Raw genomic sequence first — 22,732 nt, 5'->3', positions numbered from 1 at the left:
CGGGGTGTTACGGCGGGCCGGCCTTGTACCCGACGCCGCGGACGGTCAGGACGACCTCGGGGTGCTCGGGGTCCTTCTCGACCTTCGAGCGCAACCGCTGCACGTGCACGTTGACCAGGCGGGTGTCGGCGGCGTGCCGGTAGCCCCACACCTGCTCCAGCAGGACCTCGCGGGTGAAGACCTGGCGCGGCTTGCGGGCCAGGGCGACCAGCAGGTCGAACTCCAGCGGGGTGAGCGGGATGGCCTTGCCCTCGCGGGTCACCTCGTGGCCGGGCACGTCGATGGCGAGGTCGCCGATCGTCAGCGTCTCGGCAGGCTCGGCCTCGGTGCGCCGCAGCCGCGCCCGCACGCGCGCGACCAGCTCCTTCGGCTTGAACGGCTTGACGACGTAGTCGTCGGCGCCGGATTCCAGGCCCAGCACTATGTCGACCGTGTCGCTCTTGGCGGTGAGCATGACGATCGGCACGCCCGATTCGGCACGGATCGCCTTGCAGACGTCGATGCCGTTCATGCCGGGCAGCATCAGGTCGAGCAGCACGAGATCGGGCTTGAGCTCCCGCAGGGCGGGCAGCGCCCGGGAGCCGTCCGCCACCACCGCGGTGTCGAACCCCTCGCCGCGCAGCACGATGGTGAGCATCTCCGCGAGAGCGGGGTCGTCGTCGACGACCAACACACGTGCCTTCATGACCACATATTCGCACTACGGAGACCGTTCGTGACGGCCGACCCTGCGAACGGCTCACGAACCCGCACGCCGGTTAGCCCGGATGGACCAGCCCGCCGACGAGGGCACCGTGGTCGACGCCCGCCGCGCCGTCCACGACCCGCCAACCGGACAACCAGGACAGCGCGGCGAGCTCGTCGTAGACGGCCGCGCAGCGGGCCTGGAGGTCGTCGTCGGACTCGTAGGCGTCCTTGGCCCGGCCGGCCTCCGCGGCGGCCCGCTTCTCGGCCCGCTCGGCGGCGACGGCGGTCGGGACTTTCAGCAGGATCTGCGCGTCCGGGACCGGCAGGCCGAAACGGTCGATCTCGATCTCCCGAACCCAGCGGACGAACTCGCCGTCGGCGCGCTGCCGCAGGCGGGCCGCGCCGTAGGCGGCGTTCGAGGCGACATACCGGTCGAGCAGGACGACGTCGTGGGTGTACAGGCCGGCGCGGATTTCGGGCGCGGCTTCGCGGCGGTCGAGGGCGTAGAGCAGGCCCATGCCGTAGACGGAGTCGGTGAGGTCCCCGTGACGGCGGTGCAGGCCCTCGCGGACCAGATCGGCGTGGACGCTGCGGCCGTACCGGGGGAAGGCGAAGGTGGCGACCGTGTGCCCCTGGTCGTGCAACGCCTTGGTGAGGCCGTCGGCCAGCGTGCGCTTGCCCGCCCCGTCGAGCCCCTCGATGACCACGAGTTTTCCCACGCGGTCAGGTTAACGGGATGCCGTCAGCGCACTTCCAGGCCGTGGGCCTTGGCCGCCTCGGCCTGGCGCTGATCACGGGTGACCATCACGACCGGCTCGCCGCGGGTCAGCGGCACGGTGTCGTTCAGAGCCACCGCGAGATGGATGGCATCCAGGGTCCGCAGCGGGTGGTTCTCGGTCACGAGCCGCCGTGCGGCGGGCAGGATCCGGGACGGCACCAAGGGAATGACCCCGAGCAGCTCGGACCGGGCGTCTACGTCGAACTGGTTCAGGAACTGGCGTCCGTCGGGGATGCGGCCCGCACGCTTCGCGGTGGTCATGGCGCTGGCGAACTCGACGCGGGCGAGTTCGCTCGTGAGCACCCTGCAACGCCCGCTCAGCAACAGCTCACGCAGCTCGGCGTGTCCGGGTTCGTCCGCGAGGTAAGCGGTGACGATCGCACTCGTGTCGGCGTAGACGACGGTCACCACTCACCACGCGTCCAGTCCAGGGCCTCGCTCACCGAGGTACCCCATCCCGCCGACACGCGCTCAAGTTCGTCGTGGCCCGGAGCGGGCCCGTCGGGCTCGAAGGTGACGAGCTTCCCATCTGCGAGGAGCCGCCGGTGCCACTCCTGCGGCGTCTCCTCTTGTCCCACGCCGGCGCGGAGCCACTCCGTGGCCAGTTCGTTCACGCTGCGCCCCTCGGCCTCGGCTCTGGCCTTCAACCGGGTGTGCAGTTCGGGGTCGACCCTGAGGATCAGTTGCTGCTTCACCCCACGATGCTATCACAAACCCGAACGGATGATAGCACCGCAGAGCGGCAGGACGCGGTCAGTAGCGGTAGTGGTCGGACTTGAACGGGCCCTCGACGTCGACGTCGATGTACTCGGCCTGGTCCTTGGTCAGCTTGGTCAGTTCGCCGCCCAGGGCCTGGAGGTGGATCTTGGCCACCTTCTCGTCCAGTTTCTTGGGCAGGCGGTAGACCTCGTTGTCGTACTCCTCGGGCTTGGTGAACAGCTCCACCTGCGCGATGACCTGGTTGGAGAAGCTGTTCGACATCACGAAGCTGGGATGCCCGGTCGCGTTGCCCAGGTTCAGCAGGCGGCCCTCGGACAGCACCAGGATCGAATGCCCATCCGGGAAGACCCATTCGTCGACCTGCGGCTTGATGTTGATCCGCCGCACGCCGGGGTAGCGGGTCAGGCCGGCGATGTCGATCTCGTTGTCGAAGTGGCCGATGTTGCCCACGATCGTCTGGTGCTTCATCTTGGCCATGTGCTCGGCCAGCACCACGTCCTTGTTCCCGGTCGTGGTGATGACGATGTCGGCCTCGCCCAGCGCCGACTCCAGCGTCTTGACCTGGTAGCCGTCCATCGCCGCCTGCAACGCGCAGATCGGGTCGATCTCGGTCACGATCACCCGCGCGCCCTGCCCGGACAGCGACTCCGCCGCGCCCTTGCCCACGTCACCGTAACCACACACCACCGCGACCTTGCCGCCGATCAGCACATCGGTGCCGCGGTTGATGCCGTCGATCAGCGAGTGCCGGATGCCGTACCGGTTGTCGAACTTCGACTTCGTCACCGAGTCGTTCACGTTGATCGCCGGGAACAGCAGCTCACCGGCCGCCGCCAGCTGGTACAGCCGCAGCACGCCGGTGGTGGTCTCCTCGGTCACGCCGCGCACGCCCTGGCCGACCCTGGTCCACTTCTGCCCGTCCGCCGCGAGCGAGGCGCGCAGCAGCTCCAGCACGACCTTCCACTCGTCGGGGTCGTCGTCCTCGGGCTGGGGCACCACGCCCGCGGCCTCGTACTGGGTGCCCTTGTGCACCAGCATCGTGGCGTCGCCACCGTCGTCGAGGATCATGTTCGGACCACCCTCGGCCCAGGTCAGCGCACGCTCGGTGCACCACCAGTACTCCTCCAGCGACTCGCCCTTCCACGCGAACACCGGCACACCCTTGGGCTCCTCCGGCGTGCCGTGCGGGCCCACCACGATCGCCGCCGCCGCATGGTCCTGCGTGGAGAAAATGTTGCACGACGCCCAGCGAACTTCAGCACCGAGCGAGACCAGCGTCTCGATCAGCACCGCCGTCTGCACCGTCATGTGCAGCGAACCGGTCACCCGCGCGCCGCGCAACGGGTTCACCTCCGCGTACTCGCGGCGCAGCGCCATCAACCCCGGCATCTCATGCTCGGCCAGGCGAATCTCCTTACGACCGAACTCGGCCAGCTCCAGATCCGCGACGGCGAATTCCACCCCGTTGCGGGTGTCGTGCCACTTCGCAACGCTTTCGGGGGTCATAGCGGCATTTCCTCCAACGATCGGCTCCACCTGAACAGTACCGTTGTCCGTTCATCGCAGGACACCCGGAAAAGGAGACAGCCGACGTGCCGCTTCCTGGTCCCGACACCCGAGTGGTCGAACTACGCGTGCCGGGCCTGTCCGGTACCAGCGGCGAAGAGCTGCTGGACGCCGCCGGCACGGTGGAAGTCGCCGGGGACGGTGTGGGCCGGATCATCCGCCCGTCGGACCGGCTGCGGCGTCCCGCGCCCGGCCCGGTGCTCCCCGCGCTCGGCCGGTCGGTCCCCCGCACCCTCGAGGGTTACCTGTGGAGCGGCATGACCTCCGGCGGCGCCGCGAAGGCCGCGTGGGCGCTGCTGTTCCCGTTCTCGCTCGCCAACGTGGCGCACTGGATGCTGCCGCCGGTTCCGGGCGGCAGTCGCGCGGCCGCGGTCCTCGGCGGGCTGTGCCGCGGTGTGCTGCGGATCGCGGCACTGCTGCTGACCATGTTGCTCATCGCGCAGGTCGCCGTCGTCACACTGGACCTGTTCGCGGCGCAGTGCCTGGCGCCGGGGCGGCAGTGCCTGACCTGGCTGCCGGGCTGGGTGCGCGATGTCGGCCAGGTCCGCCTCGGCGCGGGTCTGCTGCCCGCGGCCGTGGTGGTCTTCGTGCTGTACCGGGTGTCCGGGACGAACTGGACCGTGCGCGCGCACCAGCCCCCGCCGCCCGGCGACACGTTGCCCGGTGACGTCCTGCGCGGCGACACGGATTCGCCGGTGCTGCGCTGCCTGCACGCGGTCGCCGCGCTGGGCACGGTGGGCCTGCTCGCGATGGGCGGGCCGTTCGTGGTTCCCGGCGACGTCACCGCACGCCTTCTGTGGGCCGCTTCGCTGGTGCTGATCGGCGTGGCTCTCGTGACCACGGCGACGGGGGTCCGTGAACTGCCGAAGTGGGCTCGCGGCGGGCTGTTGTGGGTGTCGGCCGCGCTGCTGGTCGCGGTCGGCGCGCGCGGCGGGGTCGCGACCGGCTCGGACGCGACGGTCGAAGGCGTCGGCGCGGCCCTGATCGGCGCGTGGCTGGTGTTCGCCCTGCTGCTGGTTCCGTCCGCGCTGCTGGCCCGCCGGACCTGGCGGGAGCTGCCGCGGCGGTTGCGGCCGTGGGCGGGTGGCTGGGCGGCGGCGCCCGCGCTCGCCCTGGCCGCGCTGCTCGGCGGCGGGTTCGGGGCGGGGCTGGCGACCGGGCTGCGACGGCTGGCCGGCACCGGCGATGTCCGGCTGCCGGACAGCTACCGGCTGGTGACGTCGCTGTGGGGCGCCGGTCTGGTGCTCGCCGTCGTGCTGGGCGTGCTCGGTTTCGCGGTCGGTGTGCCGTTGCGGCGGCGCCGTCGCGGCGTCCCGGACGTCGTGCGAATGCTGCAGTCACCGGCGGACGAGCAGGCCGCGGCGGCCGCGTGGGCGCGGTCGGCGTGGGAACGGCGGCACCTGCACCACCTGGCGCTCGGCGTCATCGCCGGGCTGTCGCTGGGCGGCGCGGCGCTGCTGGCCGCCTGGTACGGGTTCGGCGCGCTGCCCGCCTGGCTGGACACGCTGTCCGGGGTCGGCGTGTTCGGTCTCGGCGTGCTGGCCGTCGGGCTGCTGCGGGTGGTCTACACCGCCGCGACGAAGCCGGGCCGCAACCGGCACCTGGGCGCGCTGGCGGATCTCGTGTGCTTCTGGCCGCGCGCGGCGCATCCGGCGGTACCGCCGTGTTACGCGCTGAAAGTGGTTCCGGACCTCGCGGCCCGCGCGAAGGAGCACCTAACCGAACCGAACACGCGGGTCGTGCTGGGCGGCGAGAAGCTGGGCAGCGTGCTGGCGGTGATCGCGACCGCGCGGCTCGTGCACACCCTGACGCCTGCCGAGCGGGAACGGGTCGGCCTGCTCAGCGCGGGTTCACCGTTGCAGTGGGGCTACCAGCGGGCCTTTCCCGCGGTGCTGCCGCACGCCGCGCTCGCGGCGCTGCACGGTTCGCTCGACGGACGGTGGCGCGGGCTGGCCCGGGGCACGGACATCTTCGGCGGTGGCGTCACGACGTGGCGCCACCAGGTCGACGGCGACAAGCTGACCGGTGAGGGCTACCTGCCGGAGGGCGGCTGGGGCGCGCTGCCACCCGCGGCACCGGGACCCACCGGAGCCCTCGTCCTCGGCGGTGACCACTGGCTGCCGGACCCGGTGCACCCACCGTCGGGCGCCCGCCGCTGGGCCGCCGGGGTGCTCGGGCACGCCGACTACCTCGTCGACCCCGAATGGGACCAGGCCGTCGCGATCGCGGCGGGGCTGGAGTTCCCCGGCAAACCGGTCCGCGGGGAGGCCGAGCAGGTTCCCCTGTTCCCCGACCTCCCCCGGTTCCACCTGAATTTGGCACGCTGAACAGCTTGCTTCCCGGTGCGGGTGGCGGTGCAAGCTGCTCGGGTGGCGAGGCGGCTCCGCTGTCGAAGGACTAGGGCTTCTTCGGATCGGCGCCGTCGACCGGCATCGGGGTTTCCGTGGCCCGCTTGCCGAGCAGGGAATGCCGCCTGCTGTAGGCGAAGTAGATGACCACGCCGAGCACCATCCACGCCAGGAACCGCAGCCAGGTCAGCACGGTCAGGTTCAGCATCAGCCACAGGCAGGCCAGGATCGCGACGATCGGCACCACCGGCACCCACGGCACGCGGAACGCGCGCGGCAGGTCCGGGCGCGTCCGGCGCAGCACCAGCACACCCGCGGACACCAGGACGAACGCGAACAGCGTGCCGACGTTGACCATCTCCTCCAGCTTGTCCGCCGGGAAGAAGGTCGCGGCGATGGCGACCAGCAGGCCGACCAGCATCGTCGCCCGCGACGGCGTTCCGCGCTCGCTCGTCCTGGCCAGGCCACGCGGCAGCAGGCCGTCGCGCGACATCGCGTAGAGGACGCGGACCTGGCCGAGCATCAGTACCATCACCACGGTCGTCAGACCGGCCAGCGCACCGATCGAGATCACGTTCGCCGCCCAGTTGACGCCGTTCGCGGCGAACGCCGTCGCCAGCGTCTTGTGGCTGCCGTCGCCGGCGTCGGTCGCCAGCTCCGTGTAGGGCACCATCCCGACGACCACCAGCGACACCGCCACGTACAGCACCGTGACGATCGCCAGCGACCCGAAGATGCCGCGCGGCACCGAGCGCTGCGGGTTCTTCGTCTCCTCCGCCGTGGTGGCCACGATGTCGAACCCGATGAACGCGAAGAACACCAGCGAAGCACCGGCCAGCAGACCGAACATGCCGAACGAGCTGCTCGCCCCGCCCGCGATCACCGAGAACAGCGACTGGTCCACACCACTCTCGCCCGCGGACGCCCCGGCGCCCGGCGGGATGTAGGGCGTGTAGTTGTCGCCCTTGATGTAGAACAGGCCGAGCACGATGACGAACAGGACGATGCCGACCTTGACCGCGGTGATCACCATCGACACCCGGGAGGACAGCTTCGTGCCGATGGTCAGCACCGCGGCGAGCGCGAGCACCAGGATCAGCGCGCCCCAGTCGATCGTGACGCCGCCGATGTCGAACGTCGTCTTCGCGCCGTCGCCGAAGATGTAGCCGAGCACCGTCTCCAGGTAGACCGACCAGCCCTTGGACACCGCGGCCGCGCCGACGGCCAGTTCCAGCACCAGATCCCAGCCGATGATCCAGGCCATGAACTCGCCGAACGTGGCGTAGGAGAACGTGTACGCGCTTCCCGCCACCGGCACCGTCGAGGCGAACTCGGCGTAGCACAGCGCCGCGAGCCCGCACGCGATCGCGGCGAACACGAACGCCAGCGACACCGAGGGTCCGGCGTAGTCGCCCGCCGTGCGAGCGGTCAGCGTGAAGATGCCGGCGCCGATCACGACCGCTACGCCGAACACCGTGAGGTCCCAAGCGGACAGGTTGCGGCGCAACCTCGTGTCCGGCTCGTCGGTGTCCTTAATAGACTGCTCGATCGACTTCGTGCGCCACAGCCCGTTGCCTGGCAAGGGTGTCTCCTCCCGGTGTCCTGGGTCTCAGGTCCGGTTGGTCACCTTAACCCGAACGGGTGGAGCAGGCGAATCGGAGGTCAGACAGGTTGACGGTCCAGGTCCGGCTCGAGGTAGATGAGCCGCGCGGCAGGCACGTTTTCGCGAACCCTGGCCTCGGCGGCGTCGATCTCGGACGCCACCTCGGCGAGCTCCAGCCGCGGCGCGAGCGCGAGCTTCGCGGCGACCAGCAGCTCGTCCGGGCCCAGGTACTGGGTGCGGATGTGGATCACCCGCTCGACCCGGCCGCCGGTCAGCGCGTCCACGATGCTCGTCAGTTCGCGGTCGGTGGCGCCCTCGCCGATCAGCAGGCTCTTCATCTCGACGATGAGGATGATCGCGATGATGCCGAGCAGCGCGCCGATCATCACGGTGCCGATGCCGTCCCACACCGGGTCGCCGGTCAGTTCCGACAGCCCGACCCCGGCCAGCGCGAAGACCAGGCCGAGCAGCGCGCCGGTGTCCTCCAGCAGCACCACCGGCAGCTCGGGGGTCCGCGACTGGCGGATGAACTGCCACCACGTCGCGTCGCCCTTGATCTTGCGCGACTCCTTGATCGCGGTGACGAACGAGTAGCTCTCCAGGCCGATCGCGACGACCAGGATGACCACCGCGACCAGCGGACTGGTCAGCGGCTCCGGGTGCTCGATCTTGTGGATGCCCTCGTACAGCGCGAACACCGACCCGAGCGTGAACAGCATCAGCGCCACGACGAACGACCAGAAGTACCGCTCCCGGCCGAAGCCGAAGGGGTGCTCGCGGGTGGCCCGCCGCCGCGCCTGTTTCTGCCCGAGCAGCAGCAGGCCCTGGTTGGACGTGTCGGCCAGCGAGTGCACCGACTCGGCGAGCATGGACGACGACCCGGTGACCAGGAACCCGACGAACTTCGCCACGGCAATCCCGGCGTTGGCGCCGAGTGCCGCGAGGATCGCCTTCGTTCCGCCACTTGCCGACACGCTGACCCCCTGCTGAGTCTTCCCGAATTGTCGGGATGAGCCTAAGGCTTGGGCCGTCAGCGCAGCAGCGGGAGTCCGCCAACGAGCTTGTCGATCTTGTTGCGCGGGCCGACCAGGGCGACCGCGTAGTACTCGAACGCCTCTTCGTCGGTGTTCGCCATCGCCTCGGTGTACTCGGTGTAGGAGCGGCTGGCCTGCGCGTGCTTGGACATGTCGGCGATGAAGATCCCCTCGCGGTTGGCCGCCTTCGTGCGGATCTGCAGCAGCTTCGCCGCATCCGCCGCCAGGATCGAGCAGCCGGTCCAGGGCAGTCCGGTGTGCGGGCGTGCCGAGGCGTCGGTGACGTCGGGGCCGACCAGCTCCGGCATCACCTTGCCGACGGCGGCGCCCAGGCAGGCGGTGGCGTTCGCGACCAGACCCGGCCCCAGCGACGGGTCGGCGACGATCACCCACTTCACCTTGGCCGTGCGGGTGGTGGCGTCGAGTTGAACCTCGACCTGATGTTCTGTGCTCACAGACGCCTAAGCTAGGCAGAGATCTGCGGCATCGCCAGCAATGCCGAACTTAATTCGACGGGAGGCCGGATTTGGCCGGGTTGGACGAACTAGATCAGGCGCTGCTGCGGGAACTGCAGCGCGACGGGCGGCGCACCAACCGCGAACTGGCCGCGGCGACGCACGTTTCGCCGTCGACGTCGCTGGAGCGGGTGCGCGCCCTGCGCGAGCGCGGCGTGATCCGCGGCTACAACGTCGACCTCGACCTGGGCAAGATCGGCCGTCCGGTGCAGGCGCTCATCGCGGTCCGGATCCGCCCGCCGTCCCGGCCGGTCATCGAAGCGTTCCGGGAATGGGCGACGCTGCTACCGGAAACCGTCGGTGTGTTCGTGGTGACCGGCGGCGAGGACTTCCTGGTGCACGTCGCGGTCCCCGACAACGACAGCCTGTACGCCTTCGTCATCGACCGGCTGACCCAGCGCCAGGAGGTCGCCGACGTCCGCACCAACGTCATTTACGAACACATCCGCAGCCGCGTGATCGACCCCGCCTAGCAGCGGCCCCGCAGCAGCGCGACCCCGTCGCCGTCGAGTTCGTCGCAGTAGGCGCCACGGCCGGTCATGGCCATGATCAGCGCCAGCGTGGAGCCGGACACCAGCGGCCCGTCGCCGCTGGTGAACGCGCCGTCCGTGGCCACCAGCCGCAGGCCGTTGATCCGGCCCTTCGCGACCACGACGAGGTCGGTGCCCGCGTAGTACCCGGCGACCCGGGCCAGCACCTCGGGCGGGTAGGCGCGCGAAACACCCAGCGGACGCCGGATGTCCTCGCCGTGCACGACCGTTTCGCCGAGCAGGGCGATCACCGGCAGCGGCGGCTTCGTCCGGCTGGTCAGCACCCCGCGGAACCGCGCGAAGGTGTCTCCCGGCGAATCGCCGAGGTGCCTGGCGATCTGCAGGGCGACCTGCTTGTCGAAGTCGAAGCGGCAACGGATCACCCCCGCCAGCCACCGGACCGGGGTCAGGCTCGCCGAAGCGGTGAGGTGCGCGAGCACCTCGCGCACCGTCAGCCCACTGCACAGCGACGGCGTCCCCCAACGCTGGTCGTCCAGACGAGAAAGATCATCCGCCAGCGCGGCCCGCTCGGCGTGCACCAGCGGCCACAGGTCCTCGGTCATGGTCAAAGGCAACCGGAAGTGGCGCGGAACAGCTGCGTCCGCCCGCTCTCCGCCGGGTGCAGGGCCACCGCCGGATCCGAAGCAGGCACCCACACCGACTGGCCGCGGCGCAGTTCGATCTCCTGCCCGCTCTCCGCCTTCACCCGCACCGAGCCCTGCGTGCACAGCAGGATCTGCGGCTTGCCGTTGTCCAGCTTCAGCGAACCGGTCTCGCCCGCCGCCCACTCGCAGCGGGACAGCTCGAACTCCGGCGCGTCGGTGGTGTAGACCTCGCCGCACGCCGACGGCTCGCCACGCAGCACCGGCATGTCGGCGCAGGTGAAGTCGACGACGCGGAGCAGTTCGGGCACGTCCACGTGCTTCGGCGTGAGACCGCAGCGCAGGATGTTGTCCGAGTTCGCCAGGATCTCCACGGCGGTGCCGTGCAGGTACAGGTGCAGGTTCCCGGCGGGCAGGTAGATGGCCTCGCCCGCGCTCAGCACGAGCCGGTTGAGCAGCAGCGCGGCCAGCACGCCCGCGTCACGCGGGTGCGCCTCGCCCAGTTCGAGGATCGTTCGGCACTCGACGTCGAACCGGCCGTGGTCCTTGACGTGCAGCACGCACGCGTCGAGTACCTCGGGCAGCAGCTCGTCCAGCACCGGCTGCGGCAGCGTGATCCACGTGGTGAACAGCGCACGCAGACCGGCCGAGTCCGGCTGGGCGGCCAGCAGCTCGGTGTACTTCGCCAGACCGGGGGTTTCGATCGCGCGGAGCAGTTCGACGGTGCGCTCCGGCTCGCGGAACCCGGCCAGCGCGTGGAACTCGGTCAGGGCGCACACCAGCTCGGGCTTCGCCGTCGGGTCCGGGTAGTTCCGGTTGGCCGCGTCGCGCGGGATACCCGCGGCCTCCTCGCGCGCGTACCCCTCGGCCGACTGCTCGGCCGACGGGTGCGCCTGCATCGACAGCGGCTCCTCGACGGCGAGGATCTTGAGCAGGAACGGCAGCCGGTTGCCCCAGCGCTCGGCGCACTCCCGGCCCAGCTGCCCGTGCGGATCGGCCTCGACGAGTTCCAGCAGGCTGCGCTCGTCACCGTCCGGACTGATCAGCCGCGACGGGTCACCGGGGTGGGCACCCATCCACAGCTCCGCCTCCGGGTGCGGCGCGGGCACCTCGCGGCCCAGCAGCTCGGGGATGGTCGTCCGGGACCCCCAGGCGTAGGGCCGCACCGCATTGCGCAGCAGCTCCACTGTCTTCTCAACTCCTTGGCTCTACAACCCTCGCCCGATCCCGCGGATTCGGGCTCCCGAACCGGCGTCAGGCGGTCACCGGCTCGTAGTGCCCGGCACCACCCGAGGTGCCGGTCGCCAGCCCGAGGTAGACCGCGGCCAGCTCGAACCGCAGTGCGAGCACCCCCGCGCGAACGGGTTCATCACCGACGATCTCGTCCGCGGGCGCGACCACTCCGGCCCCGGGAAGCGTATGCGAAGCGTCGTGGCGCGCCGCGTCGGCTGCCTGGCCGCTGTGCACGGCCAGCAGCAGCGGGCGGTAGTCCGGCAGCTCGGTGTCGAAATCGGGGTCGGCGAAGATGTCGCGCTCACCCGAACTGCTCACGGCCGCCCGGTGCAGAGCGCGACGGGTCAGCGCCTGCCGGTAGTCGGAGACGTCCGCGACCACGCCCGCGAACGCGCCGAACGCGAAACCCGCGTGCCCGGCGACCGCGACGGCGATCGGGTCCAGGCCCCACAGCAGCGGAATCCGGTCGGCGACGCGCAGCGCGAGCGCCTTGGCGGGATTGGCGAAGGAGTCCCGACCGAGGTGACCGCGTTCGGCCTCGGAATCGAGCTGATCGGCCAGTGCCTGCACGTCGGCGACCAGCAGCCCGAGCGCGTTCGCGGTGAGCAGGCCCGCGGCCAGTCCACGGGCGAACGTCATCTCCGGCGGCACCGGGACGCGCGGGACGAGCTGGATGCCCTTGCCCGCGACCGACGCCGCGACCGGGCCCTCGTTGGGCGCGGACAGCACGACCGTCGCCCCGAACCGCGCGGCCCGCTCGATGCCGGCGGCCAGCTCGCGGTCGAACGGGTCGTCGGTGTGGGCGAAGACGACGTCGAGCGCACCGATCCACGGCGGCACCGCGTCGCTGACCACCACCGGAACCGGGCAGGCGGGCGCGAGCAGCGCGTGCAGCAGCCGGGCGACGCTGCGGCCCACCCCGGGCCGGACGACCAGCACGAGCGCACGCGGGCGGCCCAGGTCGAGCCGGTCGGCCAGCTCGGCGTCCCCGGCGACCTCGGCGGTGGAACGCACCTGGGCACCCGCCATCGCCGCGGCCCGCAGCAGTCCTGCCGTGTCGGCCTCCGCCAGCCGCGCGGGGTCGTCCAGGAGGGTGTCGTCAAGCACCGTCGGCACGGGACTCACCCGGGATCGTGGCCTCGTCGAGCAACAGCACCGGAATGCCGTCCCGGACCGGGTACTCGCGACCACAGGACGTGCACGTCAGCGCGTCGGCCTCGGGGTCGCCCGCCGTCCCGGCGCGCAGCGGCGCGTGGTCGTCGGACGGGCACGCGAGGATCTCCAGCAACTGGGCATCGAGCGCGACAGCCATTGAAACCTCCTTAGCTGCGAACGATCGAGAGGACTTCTTCGGTGAGGGCGCGAACCGCTTCCTCGTCGGCGGCCTCGACGTTGAGCCGCAGCAGCGGCTCGGTGTTCGACGGGCGGAGGTTGAACCACGCCTTGCCCGGCAGCTTCACGGTCAGGCCGTCCATCTCGTCGATCTCGGCGCCGGAGCGGTTCGCGAACGCGTCCTTGACCGCGAGCTGCTTGGCGACCTGGTCCTCGACCGTCGAGTTGATCTCGCCGGACGCCGCGTAGCGGGAGTACGCCTCGGTCAGCTGGGACAGCGGGCGCTCCTGCTCGCCGAGCGCGGCCAGCACGTGCAGCGCGGCCAGCATTCCGGTGTCGGCGCGCCAGAAGTCGCGGAAGTAGTAGTGGGCCGAGTGCTCGCCGCCGAAGATCGCGCCGGTGGAGGCCATCTCCTGCTTGATGAACGAGTGCCCCACGCGGGTGCGCACCGGCTTGCCGCCGTTCTCGGCGACGATCTCCGGCACCGCCTGCGACGTGATCAGGTTGTGGATGATCGTGCCGCCCGGGTCCTTGGCCAGCTCGCGCACCGCGACCAGCGCGGTGATCGCGCTCGGCGACACCGGGTCACCGTTCTCGTCGACAACGAAGCAGCGGTCGGCGTCGCCGTCGAAGGCCAGGCCGGCGTCGGCGCCGACCTCGCGCACCTTGGCCTGCAGGTCGACCAGGTTCTTCGGGTCCAGCGGGTTGGCCTCGTGGTTGGGGAAGCTGCCGTCCAGCTCGAAGTACATCGGCACGATGTCGATCGGGAGTCCCTCGAACACGGTCGGGACCGTGTGGCCGCCCATGCCGTTGCCCGCGTCGACGGCGATCTTCAGCGGACGGCTGCCCGACAGGTCGACCAGCTTGCGCAGGTACGCGGCGTAGTCCGGCAGCACGTCCCGCTCGGTGACGCCGCCCGGCTGGCCCGCGAACTCCGGCACGCCCTGCTCGACGGTGTCGCGGATCTCGGCCAGCCCGGACTCCTGCCCCACCGGGGCGGCGCCCGCGCGGCAGAGCTTGATGCCGTTGTACTTGGCCGGGTTGTGGCTCGCGGTGAACATCGCTCCGGGCATGTTCAGCGAACCGGAGGCGAAGTACAGCTCGTCGGTGCTGCACAGGCCGATCTGCACGACGTCGAGGCCCTGCGAGGTGACACCGTCGGCGAACGCGGCGGCCAGGCCCGGGGACGAGTCGCGCATGTCGTGACCGATCACCACCGACGGCGACTCCGGCTTGATGAGCAGCGCGAACGCGGCACCGAAGTCCCGTACGAGGCCGGCGTCGAGCTGCTCGCCGACTACGCCACGGATGTCGTAGGCCTTGACGATGGCCGACAGGTCTGACACGCGCTCTCCCCGGGAGTTGTCCATGGGCTTCGGATACCCGAGAGCCTACCGGGGGAACGCTCGGTGGATGTGGCGTGACCTACGAGATCGGATCGGGCAGGACGCGCAGGTGCCCGCGACGGCCGGAGGGGCCCTCCGGTTCCGGCGGCGGGGCGGGCTTGTCGGAGCGCCCGGCCTCGCGGACGGCCTCGGCCAGCGCCGTCAGCTCGTCGTCGGACCGGTCCGGGGCGGCGAACTCGCCCTCGTGCCGGACGACCTCCCAGCCACGGGGCGCGGTCAGGCGGAGCGCGTGCTCCTCGCACAGGTCGTAGGAATGCGGCTCGGACGCCGTCGCGAGGGGACCGACCACCGCGGTCGAATCGCTGTAGGCGTAGGTCAGCGTGGCGACGGCCGGGTTCAGGCACCCTGTTCGCGAACACTTTCGTACGCTCGACACGATCGCAGACGATAGCGCTTCCCCCGGGCAAGTGCGCGCAGGCGCACCGGTGGAGGCCACCGACCGAGGCCAACGCGTAACCTTCCGGATGTGTCCATGGCTCGAAGTTCCCGCTACCGGCGGCGTGTCCGCCGGGACCGGCACGGCCGCGGGCTGCGCGGGCCGCTGTACCCGGCGACCCTGCCCGCCGCGGCCAGCCGCGCGGAGAAGTTCGACCAGCTCGTGCTCGACGCGCTGGAGCCCATCGAGGCCCGCTGGCGCGACCAGTTGACCAAGCTCGACGTGGCGGTCGACGACGTGCCCGAGATCCGGCACGGCAGCGCACCGGCCGACGACGGGGTGCTGCACGACGGGATGGTGCCGCTGTCCCGGCTGGCCCCGGCGGGCGTGGACCGCGTGGGGATGCCGACGCGCGCCCGGATCGTGCTGTACCGGCGGCCGCTGGAGGCCCGCGCGAAGGACCCCGGTGAGCTGGCCGAACTCGTGCACGACGTGCTCGTCGAGCAGGTGGCGGGCTACCTGGGAGTCGAGCCGGACATCATCGAGGGCGGCGAGTAGTCCTCGTCCTCCTCGCGGCGCAGCCGCGTCGGCACCGCGGTCAGCAGGGTGAACAGCACGGCCGCGATCTGGACCAGCAGCAGCACGTCCCGCAGCGTCGACGGGTGCTCCAGCGTCACCTCGGCCTGCGTCGTCGGCACCGCGACCGCCACCTGGTGGCCCCAGGCCGGCACGATCGGCACCGGCTTGCCGTCGACCTGCGCGCGCCAGCCGTCCTCGTGCTCGGCGGCCAGCACCAGCAGCCGTCCCGGCACGCCCTCGGACACCCGCACCCGCACGTCCGGCAGGCGCGCGGCGACCGGCGTCACGCCGAGCGTGCTCGTCGGCGCCGGTGCGGTCACCGCCTGGCGCGCGACGCCGGGCGGGATCAGGACGACCTGACCACCGGGTTCGAGCAGCCGCAGCACCGAGCGCCCATCGCTGGTCGGCGCCACCGCCGACGCCAGGTCGGGTGCCATTCCGGCGATCGCACCGGCGTCCGCACCGGCCGGGAGCACCACGAACAGCGCCCCGGAGGCCGCGGCACCGGACAGGGCCGCGCGGGCCCGCGTGGGCTCCGGGTTCGCGAGCGCGTCCTGCCACTCGGCCAGCCGCGCCGGGGACGCCGCGCTGACCGCGAGCTGGTCGTCACCGAAGCGCGGCATCCGGCCGCCCGTCTGCAGGGCCTGTGCGTCACCGGCGTCGAGGACCAGCACCGACCGGCCGGTGCGGGCCAGTTCGGCCGCCTGGTCCCCGGCCAGCGCCGGGCCGCCGCCGGAGTGCAGCGGACCACCGCTGCCGGTCACGACGACACCCACCGCCAGCGCCACGACCAGCACCGCGCCACCGCCGAGAAAGGGCTTTCCGACCTCGCCGCGGCACGCCGAAGCCACGATCCACAGCAACCCGGCCCCGATGACCAGCAGCGGCACGCCAGCGAACCCGGGCGCCGCCTCCCCGCCCTGCAGCGGGGTCACCGTCACCAGCCGCACGACCAGCAGGGCCGCGACGCCGAGGACGACGACCGCGAAACCGGCACCGGCCGCGCGCGAGGGCCGCACCGCGAACGCGATCACGGCGGCCAGCAGCATGGCGAGCCCCACCGGCAGCGCGCCGGAACCACCGGGGTCCAGCCCGGCCAGGTCGACCGCCGTCACCGGATCACCCGGACCGCTCAGGCCGTGCAGCACCAGCGCCGGATGGTTGACCAGCACGGTGGGCCACGGCATCAGCAACGCCAGCGGCACCAGCACCACGATGACCACCGCCGCGGCCCGTTTGAGCAGCGGAGCGGGCGAGGGCAGCACGACGAACCCGATGACCAGCCCGGCCAGCGCGAGCAGGTGCGCCAGCGGCGAGAACGCGCCCAGCAACGCCAGGCCCAAAGCACACAACGACGACGTGTGCAGCCACCGCTGCCCCGGATCAGCCAGCACCCCGGCGATTCCGGCGATGACCGCCGGCAGCAGGATGTGCACGGCCACCACGTCGAGACGCCCCTGCGTCACCCCGGCCGTCGCGGCGGGCAGCAGACCGTAGGCCGCGGCGATCACCGCGCGGACCGGCCGCCGCACCGGCAGGCGCCGCGTCGCGAAGTACGCCGACGCCCCCGCCAGCGGAGCGTCGGCGATCATCAGCAGTGACACGAACCCGTGCGGCGTGAAGATCGCACCGAAGATCCCGAGCACGGCCAGTGCGGCCGGGGCGGCGCTCGCGGTGCCACCGTCCACGGCGTGCCAGCCGGCGAGGTAGGCGGACCAGACCTCGCCCAGCGAACCGGTTTCGAGCAACCGGCCGCCCGCGAGGTCGAAACCGAGCCGTCCCGCGTTCACCGAGAGGCCCAGCGCGGCCAGCACCACGAAAACGCCCGCCACGGGGACGATCCTGGCCACCTTCGACGTCTTGTCCGGGACGTTCACGTTGTCGGGCAAGGCTTCTCCAGTGGGCGGCGACGATCATCGAGGATCTTCCGCCGCAGCCTAGCTGAGCCGATCGTGACTCCGCGCACCCGCACGAGTACCCGGAAACCTGTCACCTCGTTGTGAAGCAGGTGTAAAAAATCCCTTACACAGCCCGCTTTTTGAGCTTGCGACGCTCCCGTTCGGACAGACCGCCCCAGATGCCGAAGCGCTCGTCGTGGGCCAGTGCGTACTCCAGGCATTCGCCCTTCACTTCACAGCCCTGACAAATCCGCTTGGCCTCGCGGGTCGAGCCGCCCTTCTCCGGGAAGAACGCCTCGGGATCGGTCTGCGCGCACAGGGCGCGGTCCTGCCACTCGGGGGGCTCGTCGTTGTCGAAGAGGTCGACGAGCTCGCCCAGCTCCACCTCCGGGCCTTCTCGCCACTCCACGACGTTCCCCCAATCCCTTCCGTCGGATTCCAACCGCATGTCCGCCTCCTCTGCTTCCACGCACTCCCCAGGCTGGCGGTCTTGCATCGCCGTCTCCGTCGCCCCCTTGCAGCAACGAATAACAGCACTGTGATTACACCCGTGTAATGAGGCTAGGTCAAGCGGAGTAGCGAGGTTGGGGGATGCTTCTTCCCGAACGCGCAAGCGGACACGCCGAACATCAACTCGCCGGGATGCGACAGACTGGACCCCGTGCAACGATCCGCGGTCCGACCCAGTCCTGTCTTCTTCGGCATCCTCGCACTCACCGTAGTGGGTGGCCTACTGGCCGCGTTCGGTGACGCGAGCACACTGCTGAGCACCGACCAAGACCCGATGGTGGTAGCGGGCATCTTCATCCTCGTGGTCGCGGGATGGGTGCTCTCACTCACGCTGCACGAGTTCGGGCACGCCTTCGTCGCCTTCAAGGGCGGTGACTACGAGGTCGCCTCGAAGGGTTACCTCTCGATGGACGTCCGGCACTACACCGATCCGGTGCTGTCCATCGTGCTGCCGTTGGTCTTCCTGCTCATCGGCGGCATCCCGCTGCCCGGTGGCGCGGTGTGGATCAACCGGTGGGCGCTGCGCACCCGGAGCGTCGCGTCGTGGGTGTCGCTCGCGGGCCCGCTGAGCAACCTGCTGATCGGCATCGTGCTCGCCGTGGCCGTGCAGCTGATCCCGATGCCGGTCGGCCTGCTGGCCGGGCTTTCCTTCCTGGCGCTGCTGCAGATCGCGACCTTCGTGCTGAACATCCTTCCGGTGCCCGGGCTCGACGGTTACGGCGCGATCGAGCCGTACCTGTCGCCGGAGGCCCGCGAGTTCGGAGCCAAGGCGCGGCCGTGGGCGCCGCTGGTGCTGTTCGCGCTGCTGTTCGCGGTCCCCGCGGTGGGCGACGCGTTCTGGGACCTGGTGCAGTTCCTGTACGGAGTCTGCGGCGGCGACGACCTCGCCGCGGCTGTCGGCCAGTACGCGTTCCTCTTCTGGCGGCACTGAGGTCAGGCCGCGCGGGCGAACCAGGCGTCCGCGCGGCGCACGACCCGCTTGAGGCCGCTGCGCTCGCCGAGGTAGTCGCCGACCATGCCGACGACCGGCAGCATCCCCACGGCCCGGTGGTAGAACCGGCCGTGGGGCCGCTTGTCCAGTTCGTCGGTGATCGCCAGGAGCGAGCGGCCCATCCGCCACAGCGTGCCGCCGGCCGATTTCAGCGTGATGCGCCGGGAGCGGTGCTCCACCTGGGAGAACTCGCCCGCCAGCTTCGCGGTCTCGGCGTCCTCGTCGGCCGAGTCCTCCTTCTTCCCGGCCGCCAGCGCGGGGTCCACGTCACGCTCGAACAGCACCCACGCGACCAGCCGGACCCGCTCGCCGATGTCGGTGACGCCATGTTCCTCGGCCATCGCGGTCAGCAGCAGCGCCTGCGCGGCCGTGCCCAGAGCGTCCTGCACCGGCAGCCGGTCGGCGAGCGCGCCGCCGAGACCGGGGATCGCGGTGACCAGCGAGGTCAGCCTGCCCAGCCGGTTGACCCACCAGTCGACGTGCCGCTCGCGGTCCATCTCCTCCCAAGCCACCGACCCGGGCACGCGCACCGACGCCAGCCCTTCGAGACGACCGGGCGTGCGCAGCGCGTGCAGCACGGGACCGGACGCGCGCACGACCGGCCGCAGCACGGCGACGACCTGACGGTCGGAGATGGCTTCACCCACGGGCGGTCGCACCCTCCTTCGGCGGGACCGCGAGCACGCCACCCAGGCTCATCGCGGCCGGAAGCGCCCCGCCCGCGATGAGCAGCAATGCTCGCCAGTCCTGCAGCAGCACGAGATCGCCGCCGGGTCCGAACAGCCCGACGACCACGATCACCAGTACCCACGCCACCAACGGGGCAAACGCCGCGCGTGGCGCGACGAGCCGCCCCGCCAGCCGGACCAGCAGCGGGGTGGTGACGGCCGCGACGAGCACGGTCACCGGGAACGGGACGGTCCCGCCGACGTAGAGCGGCAGGAAGAACAGTTCGAGCACGGCCAGCAGTGCCGCGTCGACGATCAGCAGCACCAGCAGCAGCCTGGTCATCTACAGCCCTCCGAACAGATCGCGCTCCGCGCCCTCGGCCGGGCCGTGCACCAGTACATAGTGCTCGACCGCTTCGATGGGCTGCGCGATGCCGTTCGACAAGGCGAACGCGGGCGGCCGCACGCTGATCTGCGTCTCGTGCGCGGCCAGCGCGGCGATTTTCGCCTCCAGGTGGTCGCCGACGTCGATCGCGGTGGTGATCTCCTCGTCCGGGGTGGTCGGCAACTCGCCGTCGTGCGGCAGCCGCCACGGCAGGCCGGGCTCTTCGCGCAGCCTCGCGAGCCCACGGGCGAGCGCGTCACGCGAAGCCGCGATGTGGAAGACCCGGTCGAGGTAAGGGGCGTCCCGGACGGCGATCATGGTTACTGCGTGTGCCCGGATGTGATCCGGGTGGCCGTATCCGCCGAAGGCGTTGTACGTGACGACCACCTGGGGGCGCACCTCGTCGAGCACCGCGCGCAACTGGGCGGCCTGCTCCAGTGGATCACCTCCGGAAAACGCCCGCGGATGATCAGCCGACGGCGTGCCCGCCATGCCCGAATCGCGCCATCGCCCGATACCTCCGAGATAACACTGACGGGTCAAGCGCAGGGCCGCGCCGGCGGAGGTCAGCTCCCCCACGCGGTACCCGCCGAGCTGGTCCGCCGCCCACGCGCCGAGCTGGTCCAGACCCTTCGGGATGATCTCCCCTTCTTCGCCGAGAGTGCAGGTCACGAGGGTTGTGTCGACCCCCTCGGCGGCGTAGCGGGCGATGGTCCCGCCGGTGGTGATGCTCTCGTCGTCGGGGTGGGCGTGGACGAGCAGAAGTCTGCGTGCGGAGGAAGCGGTCACGTCTTCAGGCTAATTAGAAGATTGTGTGGCGTTCCTGTCACAGGCTTATGACTAGTCCTTTCGTGGGGTCCACAAAGTGGGATGCGTCGGTTATTCTCCCCCGAGCTACGCACCGCGCCGTAGCAGGGGATATCCGAGAAGGGGCGCCTGTGCACCGAGTGCCGGTGGGGAGGTCGAGCGGCCACGAGCAGCGACGAAGGTCACCCGTTCGAGGTAGGGAAGCTGCGTCACTGTTCCATCACAATCTCACGCTGAGTGGCCGTCTGACCTGTTCCGCTGCCTAGGTTGCACGACTACGGTGAGCAAACTCGATCACCTCGACAGTTCGCCGCCACAGGACGAGGCCGCCTCGTAACCCACGACGGCGTCGAGCAAGGAGAATGAATGCTAGGGAAGACCAAGTTGCGTCGCGCCAGAATCGGCGCGCTCGCAGCTACCGCCGCGCTGGTGCTCGCCGCTTGTGGCGGAGGCGGTGGTGACAACAGTGGCGTGCAGACGGGCCAGGCGTTCGCCGAATGCGACTCCAACGTCAACGCGTGCAACTCGGCCGCGGCCGACCAGCTGCAGGACGGCGGTGACGTCACCTTCGCGATCGAGAAGAACATCCCCAACTGGAATGTGACCTCCTCCGAAGGCAACGTCTTCGAGACCGGCATGGTGACCAAGGGCATCCTGCCCTACACCTTCTACACCACGCCGAACCTCGAGCCGACGCTGAACACCGACTTCATGGAGTCGGCCGAGATCACCAGCACCAACCCGCAGACGGTGGTCTACAAGATCAACCCGAAGGCCGTGTGGTCCGACGGGACGCCGATCAGCGCGGACGACTTCATCTACAACTGGAAGGTCCAGAACGGCAGGGACTGCCCGGACTGCGCACCGGCCAGCACCGGCGGTTACGACGTGGTCGACTCCGTCGTGGGCTCGGACAACGGCAAGACCGTCACCGTGACCTTCAGCTCGCCGTTCACCGACTGGAAGGTCCTGTGGAGCTCGACCGGTGCGATGTACCCGGCGCACCTGGCCGCCCAGCACGGTGACCAGAACACCCCGGCCGGCCTGGCCGAGTCCTACAAGTGGTTCGGCGAGACCCTCCCGACCTGGACCGGCGGCCCGTGGAAGATCGACAACTTCCAGAACAACGTGTCGATCACGATGGTGCCGAACCCCTCCTGGTGGGGCGCCAAGCCGAAGCTCTCGCGGGTGATCTTCCGCATCATCACCGACGCCTCGCAGGAGCCGACCGCCCTGCAGAACAACGAGGTGCAGGTCATCTACCCGCAGCCGCAGGTCGACCTGGTCAACCAGGTGCGCAACATCCCGAACGTGTCCTCCTACATCGGCCTCGGGCTGACCTGGGAGCACTACGACTTCAACCTGAAGAACCCGGCGCTGGCCAACAAGGCCCTGCGTCAGGCCCTCTACACCGCGGTTGACGTCCAGGGTGTCATCAACAAGACCGTCGGCCAGTTCACCGACAAGGTGAAGCCGCTGATGAACCACAACTTCGTGCCGGGCCAGGAGGGCTACAAGGACGTCATCTCGTCCACCGGCCAGGGCACGGGCGACATCAACAAGGCGAAGCAGATCCTGACCAACGCCGGCTACAAGCTCCAGGGCGAGCAGCTGATCGACCCGAACGGCGCGCCGGTTCCCACCCTGCGGATGCGCTACACGGTCGGCAACCAGATCCGCCAGAACGAGTGCGAGCTGTTCCAGCAAGCCGCCAGCCAGCTGGGCGTCAAGGTGGACATCATCCCCACCGACGACCTCGGTGACACCACGAGCAACGGCGACTTCGACATCATCGTGTTCGCGTGGGTCAACTCGCCGTACCCGTACTCGGGTGCGATCCAGCTGTGGAACTCGCAGTCGGAAAGCAACTACGGCAAGTACGTCAACCCCGAGGTGGACAACCTGATCGCGCAGGCCAACGGCGAGACCGACCAGACCAAGGCGGCCGACCTGCTCAACCAGGCCAACCAGATCATGGCTGACGACGCGTACGTGCTCCCGCTGTACCAGAAGCCGACGTTCATCGCGGCGTACGACAACATCGCCAACATCCGCAACAACTCGACCCTCGACGGACCGGTCTACAACATGCAGGACTGGGGCATCCGGAAGGGCTGACCGTCCGGCCGGAGTACATTACCGAGAAGTAATTCGGTGGGGGAGG

General features: G+C 70.4%; 24 protein-coding genes. 5 read left to right on the top strand and 19 right to left on the bottom strand.

All coding sequences use genetic code 11. The features are described 5' to 3' along the window. Positions 1-7 precede the first annotated feature (7 nt). The 5 genes from mtrA to ahcY all read right to left on the bottom strand — a co-directional run bounded on the left by mtrA (position 8) and on the right by ahcY (position 3,691). On the bottom strand, positions 8-685 hold the full coding sequence (mtrA, locus tag HNR02_RS14715) for an MtrAB system response regulator MtrA (protein WP_179773744.1): 678 nt from the start codon (positions 683-685) through the stop codon (positions 8-10). Between the two features lie 73 nt (positions 686-758). After that, a complete protein-coding gene (locus HNR02_RS14710) occupies positions 759-1,406 on the bottom strand; it encodes a dTMP kinase (RefSeq protein WP_312861012.1) in 648 nt (215 codons plus the stop codon). 23 nt (positions 1,407-1,429) lie between these two features. Next, positions 1,430-1,873 (bottom strand): type II toxin-antitoxin system VapC family toxin, encoded by a 444-nt coding sequence (locus HNR02_RS14705; protein WP_312861011.1) that lies wholly within the window; start codon positions 1,871-1,873, stop codon positions 1,430-1,432. Next, on the bottom strand, positions 1,870-2,160 hold the full coding sequence (locus HNR02_RS14700; RefSeq protein WP_179773742.1) for a toxin-antitoxin system HicB family antitoxin: 291 nt from the start codon (positions 2,158-2,160) through the stop codon (positions 1,870-1,872). Before HNR02_RS14700 ends, HNR02_RS14705 begins: the two co-directional genes overlap by 4 nt. Positions 2,161-2,218: 58 nt before the next feature. Further along, positions 2,219-3,691, bottom strand: a complete 1,473-nt coding sequence (gene ahcY, locus HNR02_RS14695) for an adenosylhomocysteinase (protein ID WP_179773741.1) — start codon at positions 3,689-3,691, stop codon at positions 2,219-2,221. Positions 3,692-3,777: 86 nt separating this feature from the next. On the opposite strand from ahcY, the gene HNR02_RS14690 reads away from it, so the two are divergent. Further along, entirely contained in the window at positions 3,778-6,078 is a 2,301-nt protein-coding gene (locus HNR02_RS14690; protein WP_312861010.1) for a hypothetical protein, read from the top strand. 70 nt (positions 6,079-6,148) lie between these two features. Here the strand turns inward: HNR02_RS14690 and HNR02_RS14685 are convergent, their stop codons facing one another. The 3 genes from HNR02_RS14685 to HNR02_RS14675 all read right to left on the bottom strand — a co-directional run bounded on the left by HNR02_RS14685 (position 6,149) and on the right by HNR02_RS14675 (position 9,191). Further along, complete coding sequence (locus HNR02_RS14685; protein WP_179773740.1) at positions 6,149-7,681, bottom strand: APC family permease; 1,533 nt, start codon at positions 7,679-7,681, stop codon at positions 6,149-6,151. Between the two features lie 80 nt (positions 7,682-7,761). Then, positions 7,762-8,676 (bottom strand): cation diffusion facilitator family transporter, encoded by a 915-nt coding sequence (locus tag HNR02_RS14680; protein ID WP_179773739.1) that lies wholly within the window; start codon positions 8,674-8,676, stop codon positions 7,762-7,764. Positions 8,677-8,732: 56 nt separating this feature from the next. Further along, positions 8,733-9,191 carry a DUF2000 domain-containing protein gene (locus HNR02_RS14675; protein ID WP_179773738.1) on the bottom strand — a complete coding sequence of 153 codons (459 nt, stop codon included), beginning with the start codon at positions 9,189-9,191 and terminating at the stop codon, positions 8,733-8,735. Positions 9,192-9,271: 80 nt separating this feature from the next. Here HNR02_RS14675 and HNR02_RS14670 point away from each other — a divergent pair, with 80 nt between their 5' ends. Next, positions 9,272-9,724, top strand: a complete 453-nt coding sequence (locus HNR02_RS14670; RefSeq protein WP_179773737.1) for an Lrp/AsnC family transcriptional regulator — start codon at positions 9,272-9,274, stop codon at positions 9,722-9,724. Here the strand turns inward: HNR02_RS14670 and HNR02_RS14665 are convergent. The 6 genes from HNR02_RS14665 to HNR02_RS14640 all read right to left on the bottom strand — a co-directional run bounded on the left by HNR02_RS14665 (position 9,721) and on the right by HNR02_RS14640 (position 14,730). Further along, positions 9,721-10,344, bottom strand: coding sequence for a maleylpyruvate isomerase family mycothiol-dependent enzyme (locus HNR02_RS14665; protein WP_179773736.1), 624 nt, complete (start codon positions 10,342-10,344; stop codon positions 9,721-9,723). The two genes, HNR02_RS14670 and HNR02_RS14665, sit on opposite strands and share 4 nt — an antisense overlap. Positions 10,345-10,346: 2 nt before the next feature. Beyond that, on the bottom strand, positions 10,347-11,570 hold the full coding sequence (gene manA, locus HNR02_RS14660; RefSeq protein WP_179773735.1) for a mannose-6-phosphate isomerase, class I: 1,224 nt from the start codon (positions 11,568-11,570) through the stop codon (positions 10,347-10,349). Between the two features lie 67 nt (positions 11,571-11,637). After that, positions 11,638-12,732 carry a hypothetical protein gene (locus tag HNR02_RS14655; protein WP_179773734.1) on the bottom strand — a complete coding sequence of 365 codons (1,095 nt, stop codon included), beginning with the start codon at positions 12,730-12,732 and terminating at the stop codon, positions 11,638-11,640. Further along, a complete protein-coding gene (locus HNR02_RS14650; RefSeq protein WP_179773733.1) occupies positions 12,716-12,928 on the bottom strand; it encodes a Trm112 family protein in 213 nt (70 codons plus the stop codon). Before HNR02_RS14650 ends, HNR02_RS14655 begins: the two co-directional genes overlap by 17 nt. A gap of 10 nt (positions 12,929-12,938) precedes the next feature. Next, positions 12,939-14,294 carry a phosphomannomutase/phosphoglucomutase gene (locus HNR02_RS14645; protein ID WP_179773732.1) on the bottom strand — a complete coding sequence of 452 codons (1,356 nt, stop codon included), beginning with the start codon at positions 14,292-14,294 and terminating at the stop codon, positions 12,939-12,941. 79 nt (positions 14,295-14,373) lie between these two features. Continuing rightward, a complete protein-coding gene (locus HNR02_RS14640; protein WP_167111432.1) occupies positions 14,374-14,730 on the bottom strand; it encodes a DUF3499 domain-containing protein in 357 nt (118 codons plus the stop codon). Between the two features lie 96 nt (positions 14,731-14,826). On the opposite strand from HNR02_RS14640, the gene HNR02_RS14635 reads away from it, so the two are divergent. After that, a complete protein-coding gene (locus tag HNR02_RS14635) occupies positions 14,827-15,288 on the top strand; it encodes a metallopeptidase family protein (RefSeq protein ID WP_179773731.1) in 462 nt (153 codons plus the stop codon). On the opposite strand, the gene HNR02_RS14630 is transcribed toward HNR02_RS14635, so the two are convergent. Both HNR02_RS14630 and HNR02_RS14625 read right to left on the bottom strand, forming a co-directional pair. Continuing rightward, the gene (locus HNR02_RS14630; RefSeq protein WP_179773730.1) at positions 15,246-17,198 is read right to left on the bottom strand and encodes a hypothetical protein; all 1,953 of its coding nucleotides are present in this window, start codon (positions 17,196-17,198) and stop codon (positions 15,246-15,248) included. The genes HNR02_RS14635 and HNR02_RS14630 overlap by 43 nt on opposite strands. A 133-nt stretch (positions 17,199-17,331) precedes the next feature. Next, positions 17,332-17,655 (bottom strand): WhiB family transcriptional regulator, encoded by a 324-nt coding sequence (locus HNR02_RS14625; RefSeq protein WP_026153473.1) that lies wholly within the window; start codon positions 17,653-17,655, stop codon positions 17,332-17,334. Between the two features lie 213 nt (positions 17,656-17,868). Between HNR02_RS14625 and HNR02_RS14620 the strand changes: the two genes are divergently transcribed. Then, a complete protein-coding gene (locus HNR02_RS14620) occupies positions 17,869-18,648 on the top strand; it encodes a site-2 protease family protein (protein ID WP_179773729.1) in 780 nt (259 codons plus the stop codon). 2 nt (positions 18,649-18,650) lie between these two features. Here the strand turns inward: HNR02_RS14620 and HNR02_RS14615 are convergent, their stop codons facing one another. The 3 genes from HNR02_RS14615 to mshB are packed head-to-tail and all read right to left on the bottom strand — an operon-like array spanning position 18,651 to position 20,550. Next, the gene (locus HNR02_RS14615; RefSeq protein WP_179773728.1) at positions 18,651-19,355 is read right to left on the bottom strand and encodes a hypothetical protein; all 705 of its coding nucleotides are present in this window, start codon (positions 19,353-19,355) and stop codon (positions 18,651-18,653) included. After that, positions 19,348-19,719, bottom strand: coding sequence for a hypothetical protein (locus HNR02_RS14610; protein WP_179773727.1), 372 nt, complete (start codon positions 19,717-19,719; stop codon positions 19,348-19,350). Before HNR02_RS14610 ends, HNR02_RS14615 begins: the two co-directional genes overlap by 8 nt. Continuing rightward, a complete protein-coding gene (gene mshB / locus HNR02_RS14605) occupies positions 19,720-20,550 on the bottom strand; it encodes an N-acetyl-1-D-myo-inositol-2-amino-2-deoxy-alpha-D-glucopyranoside deacetylase (protein WP_179773726.1) in 831 nt (276 codons plus the stop codon). 384 nt (positions 20,551-20,934) lie between these two features. Between mshB and HNR02_RS14600 the strand changes: the two genes are divergently transcribed. Next, a complete protein-coding gene (locus HNR02_RS14600; protein ID WP_179773725.1) occupies positions 20,935-22,686 on the top strand; it encodes an ABC transporter family substrate-binding protein in 1,752 nt (583 codons plus the stop codon). Positions 22,687-22,732 lie beyond the last annotated feature (46 nt).

Origin of the sequence: Amycolatopsis endophytica (assembly GCF_013410405.1) — a bacterium.
Lineage (GTDB): Bacteria > Actinomycetota > Actinomycetes > Mycobacteriales > Pseudonocardiaceae > Amycolatopsis_E > Amycolatopsis_E endophytica.
The sequence above is the reverse complement of the archived record's forward strand: the minus strand, read 5'-3'. Positions and strand labels throughout refer to the sequence as shown.

Bases quoted from the DNA above. Each gene is read 5' to 3' on its own strand.
- mtrA (WP_179773744.1), bottom strand. From the start codon at position 685: ATGAAGGCACGTGTGTTGGTCGTCGACGACGACCCCGCTCTCGCGGAG.
- ahcY (WP_179773741.1), bottom strand. From the start codon at position 3,691: ATGACCCCCGAAAGCGTTGCGAAGTGGCACGACACCCGCAACGGGGTG.
- HNR02_RS14665 (WP_179773736.1), bottom strand. From the start codon at position 10,344: ATGACCGAGGACCTGTGGCCGCTGGTGCACGCCGAGCGGGCCGCGCTG.
- HNR02_RS14650 (WP_179773733.1), bottom strand. From the start codon at position 12,928: ATGGCTGTCGCGCTCGATGCCCAGTTGCTGGAGATCCTCGCGTGCCCG.
- HNR02_RS14635 (WP_179773731.1), top strand. From the start codon at position 14,827: ATGGCTCGAAGTTCCCGCTACCGGCGGCGTGTCCGCCGGGACCGGCAC.
- HNR02_RS14625 (WP_026153473.1), bottom strand. From the start codon at position 17,655: ATGCGGTTGGAATCCGACGGAAGGGATTGGGGGAACGTCGTGGAGTGG.
- HNR02_RS14610 (WP_179773727.1), bottom strand. From the start codon at position 19,719: ATGACCAGGCTGCTGCTGGTGCTGCTGATCGTCGACGCGGCACTGCTG.
- HNR02_RS14600 (WP_179773725.1), top strand. From the start codon at position 20,935: ATGCTAGGGAAGACCAAGTTGCGTCGCGCCAGAATCGGCGCGCTCGCA.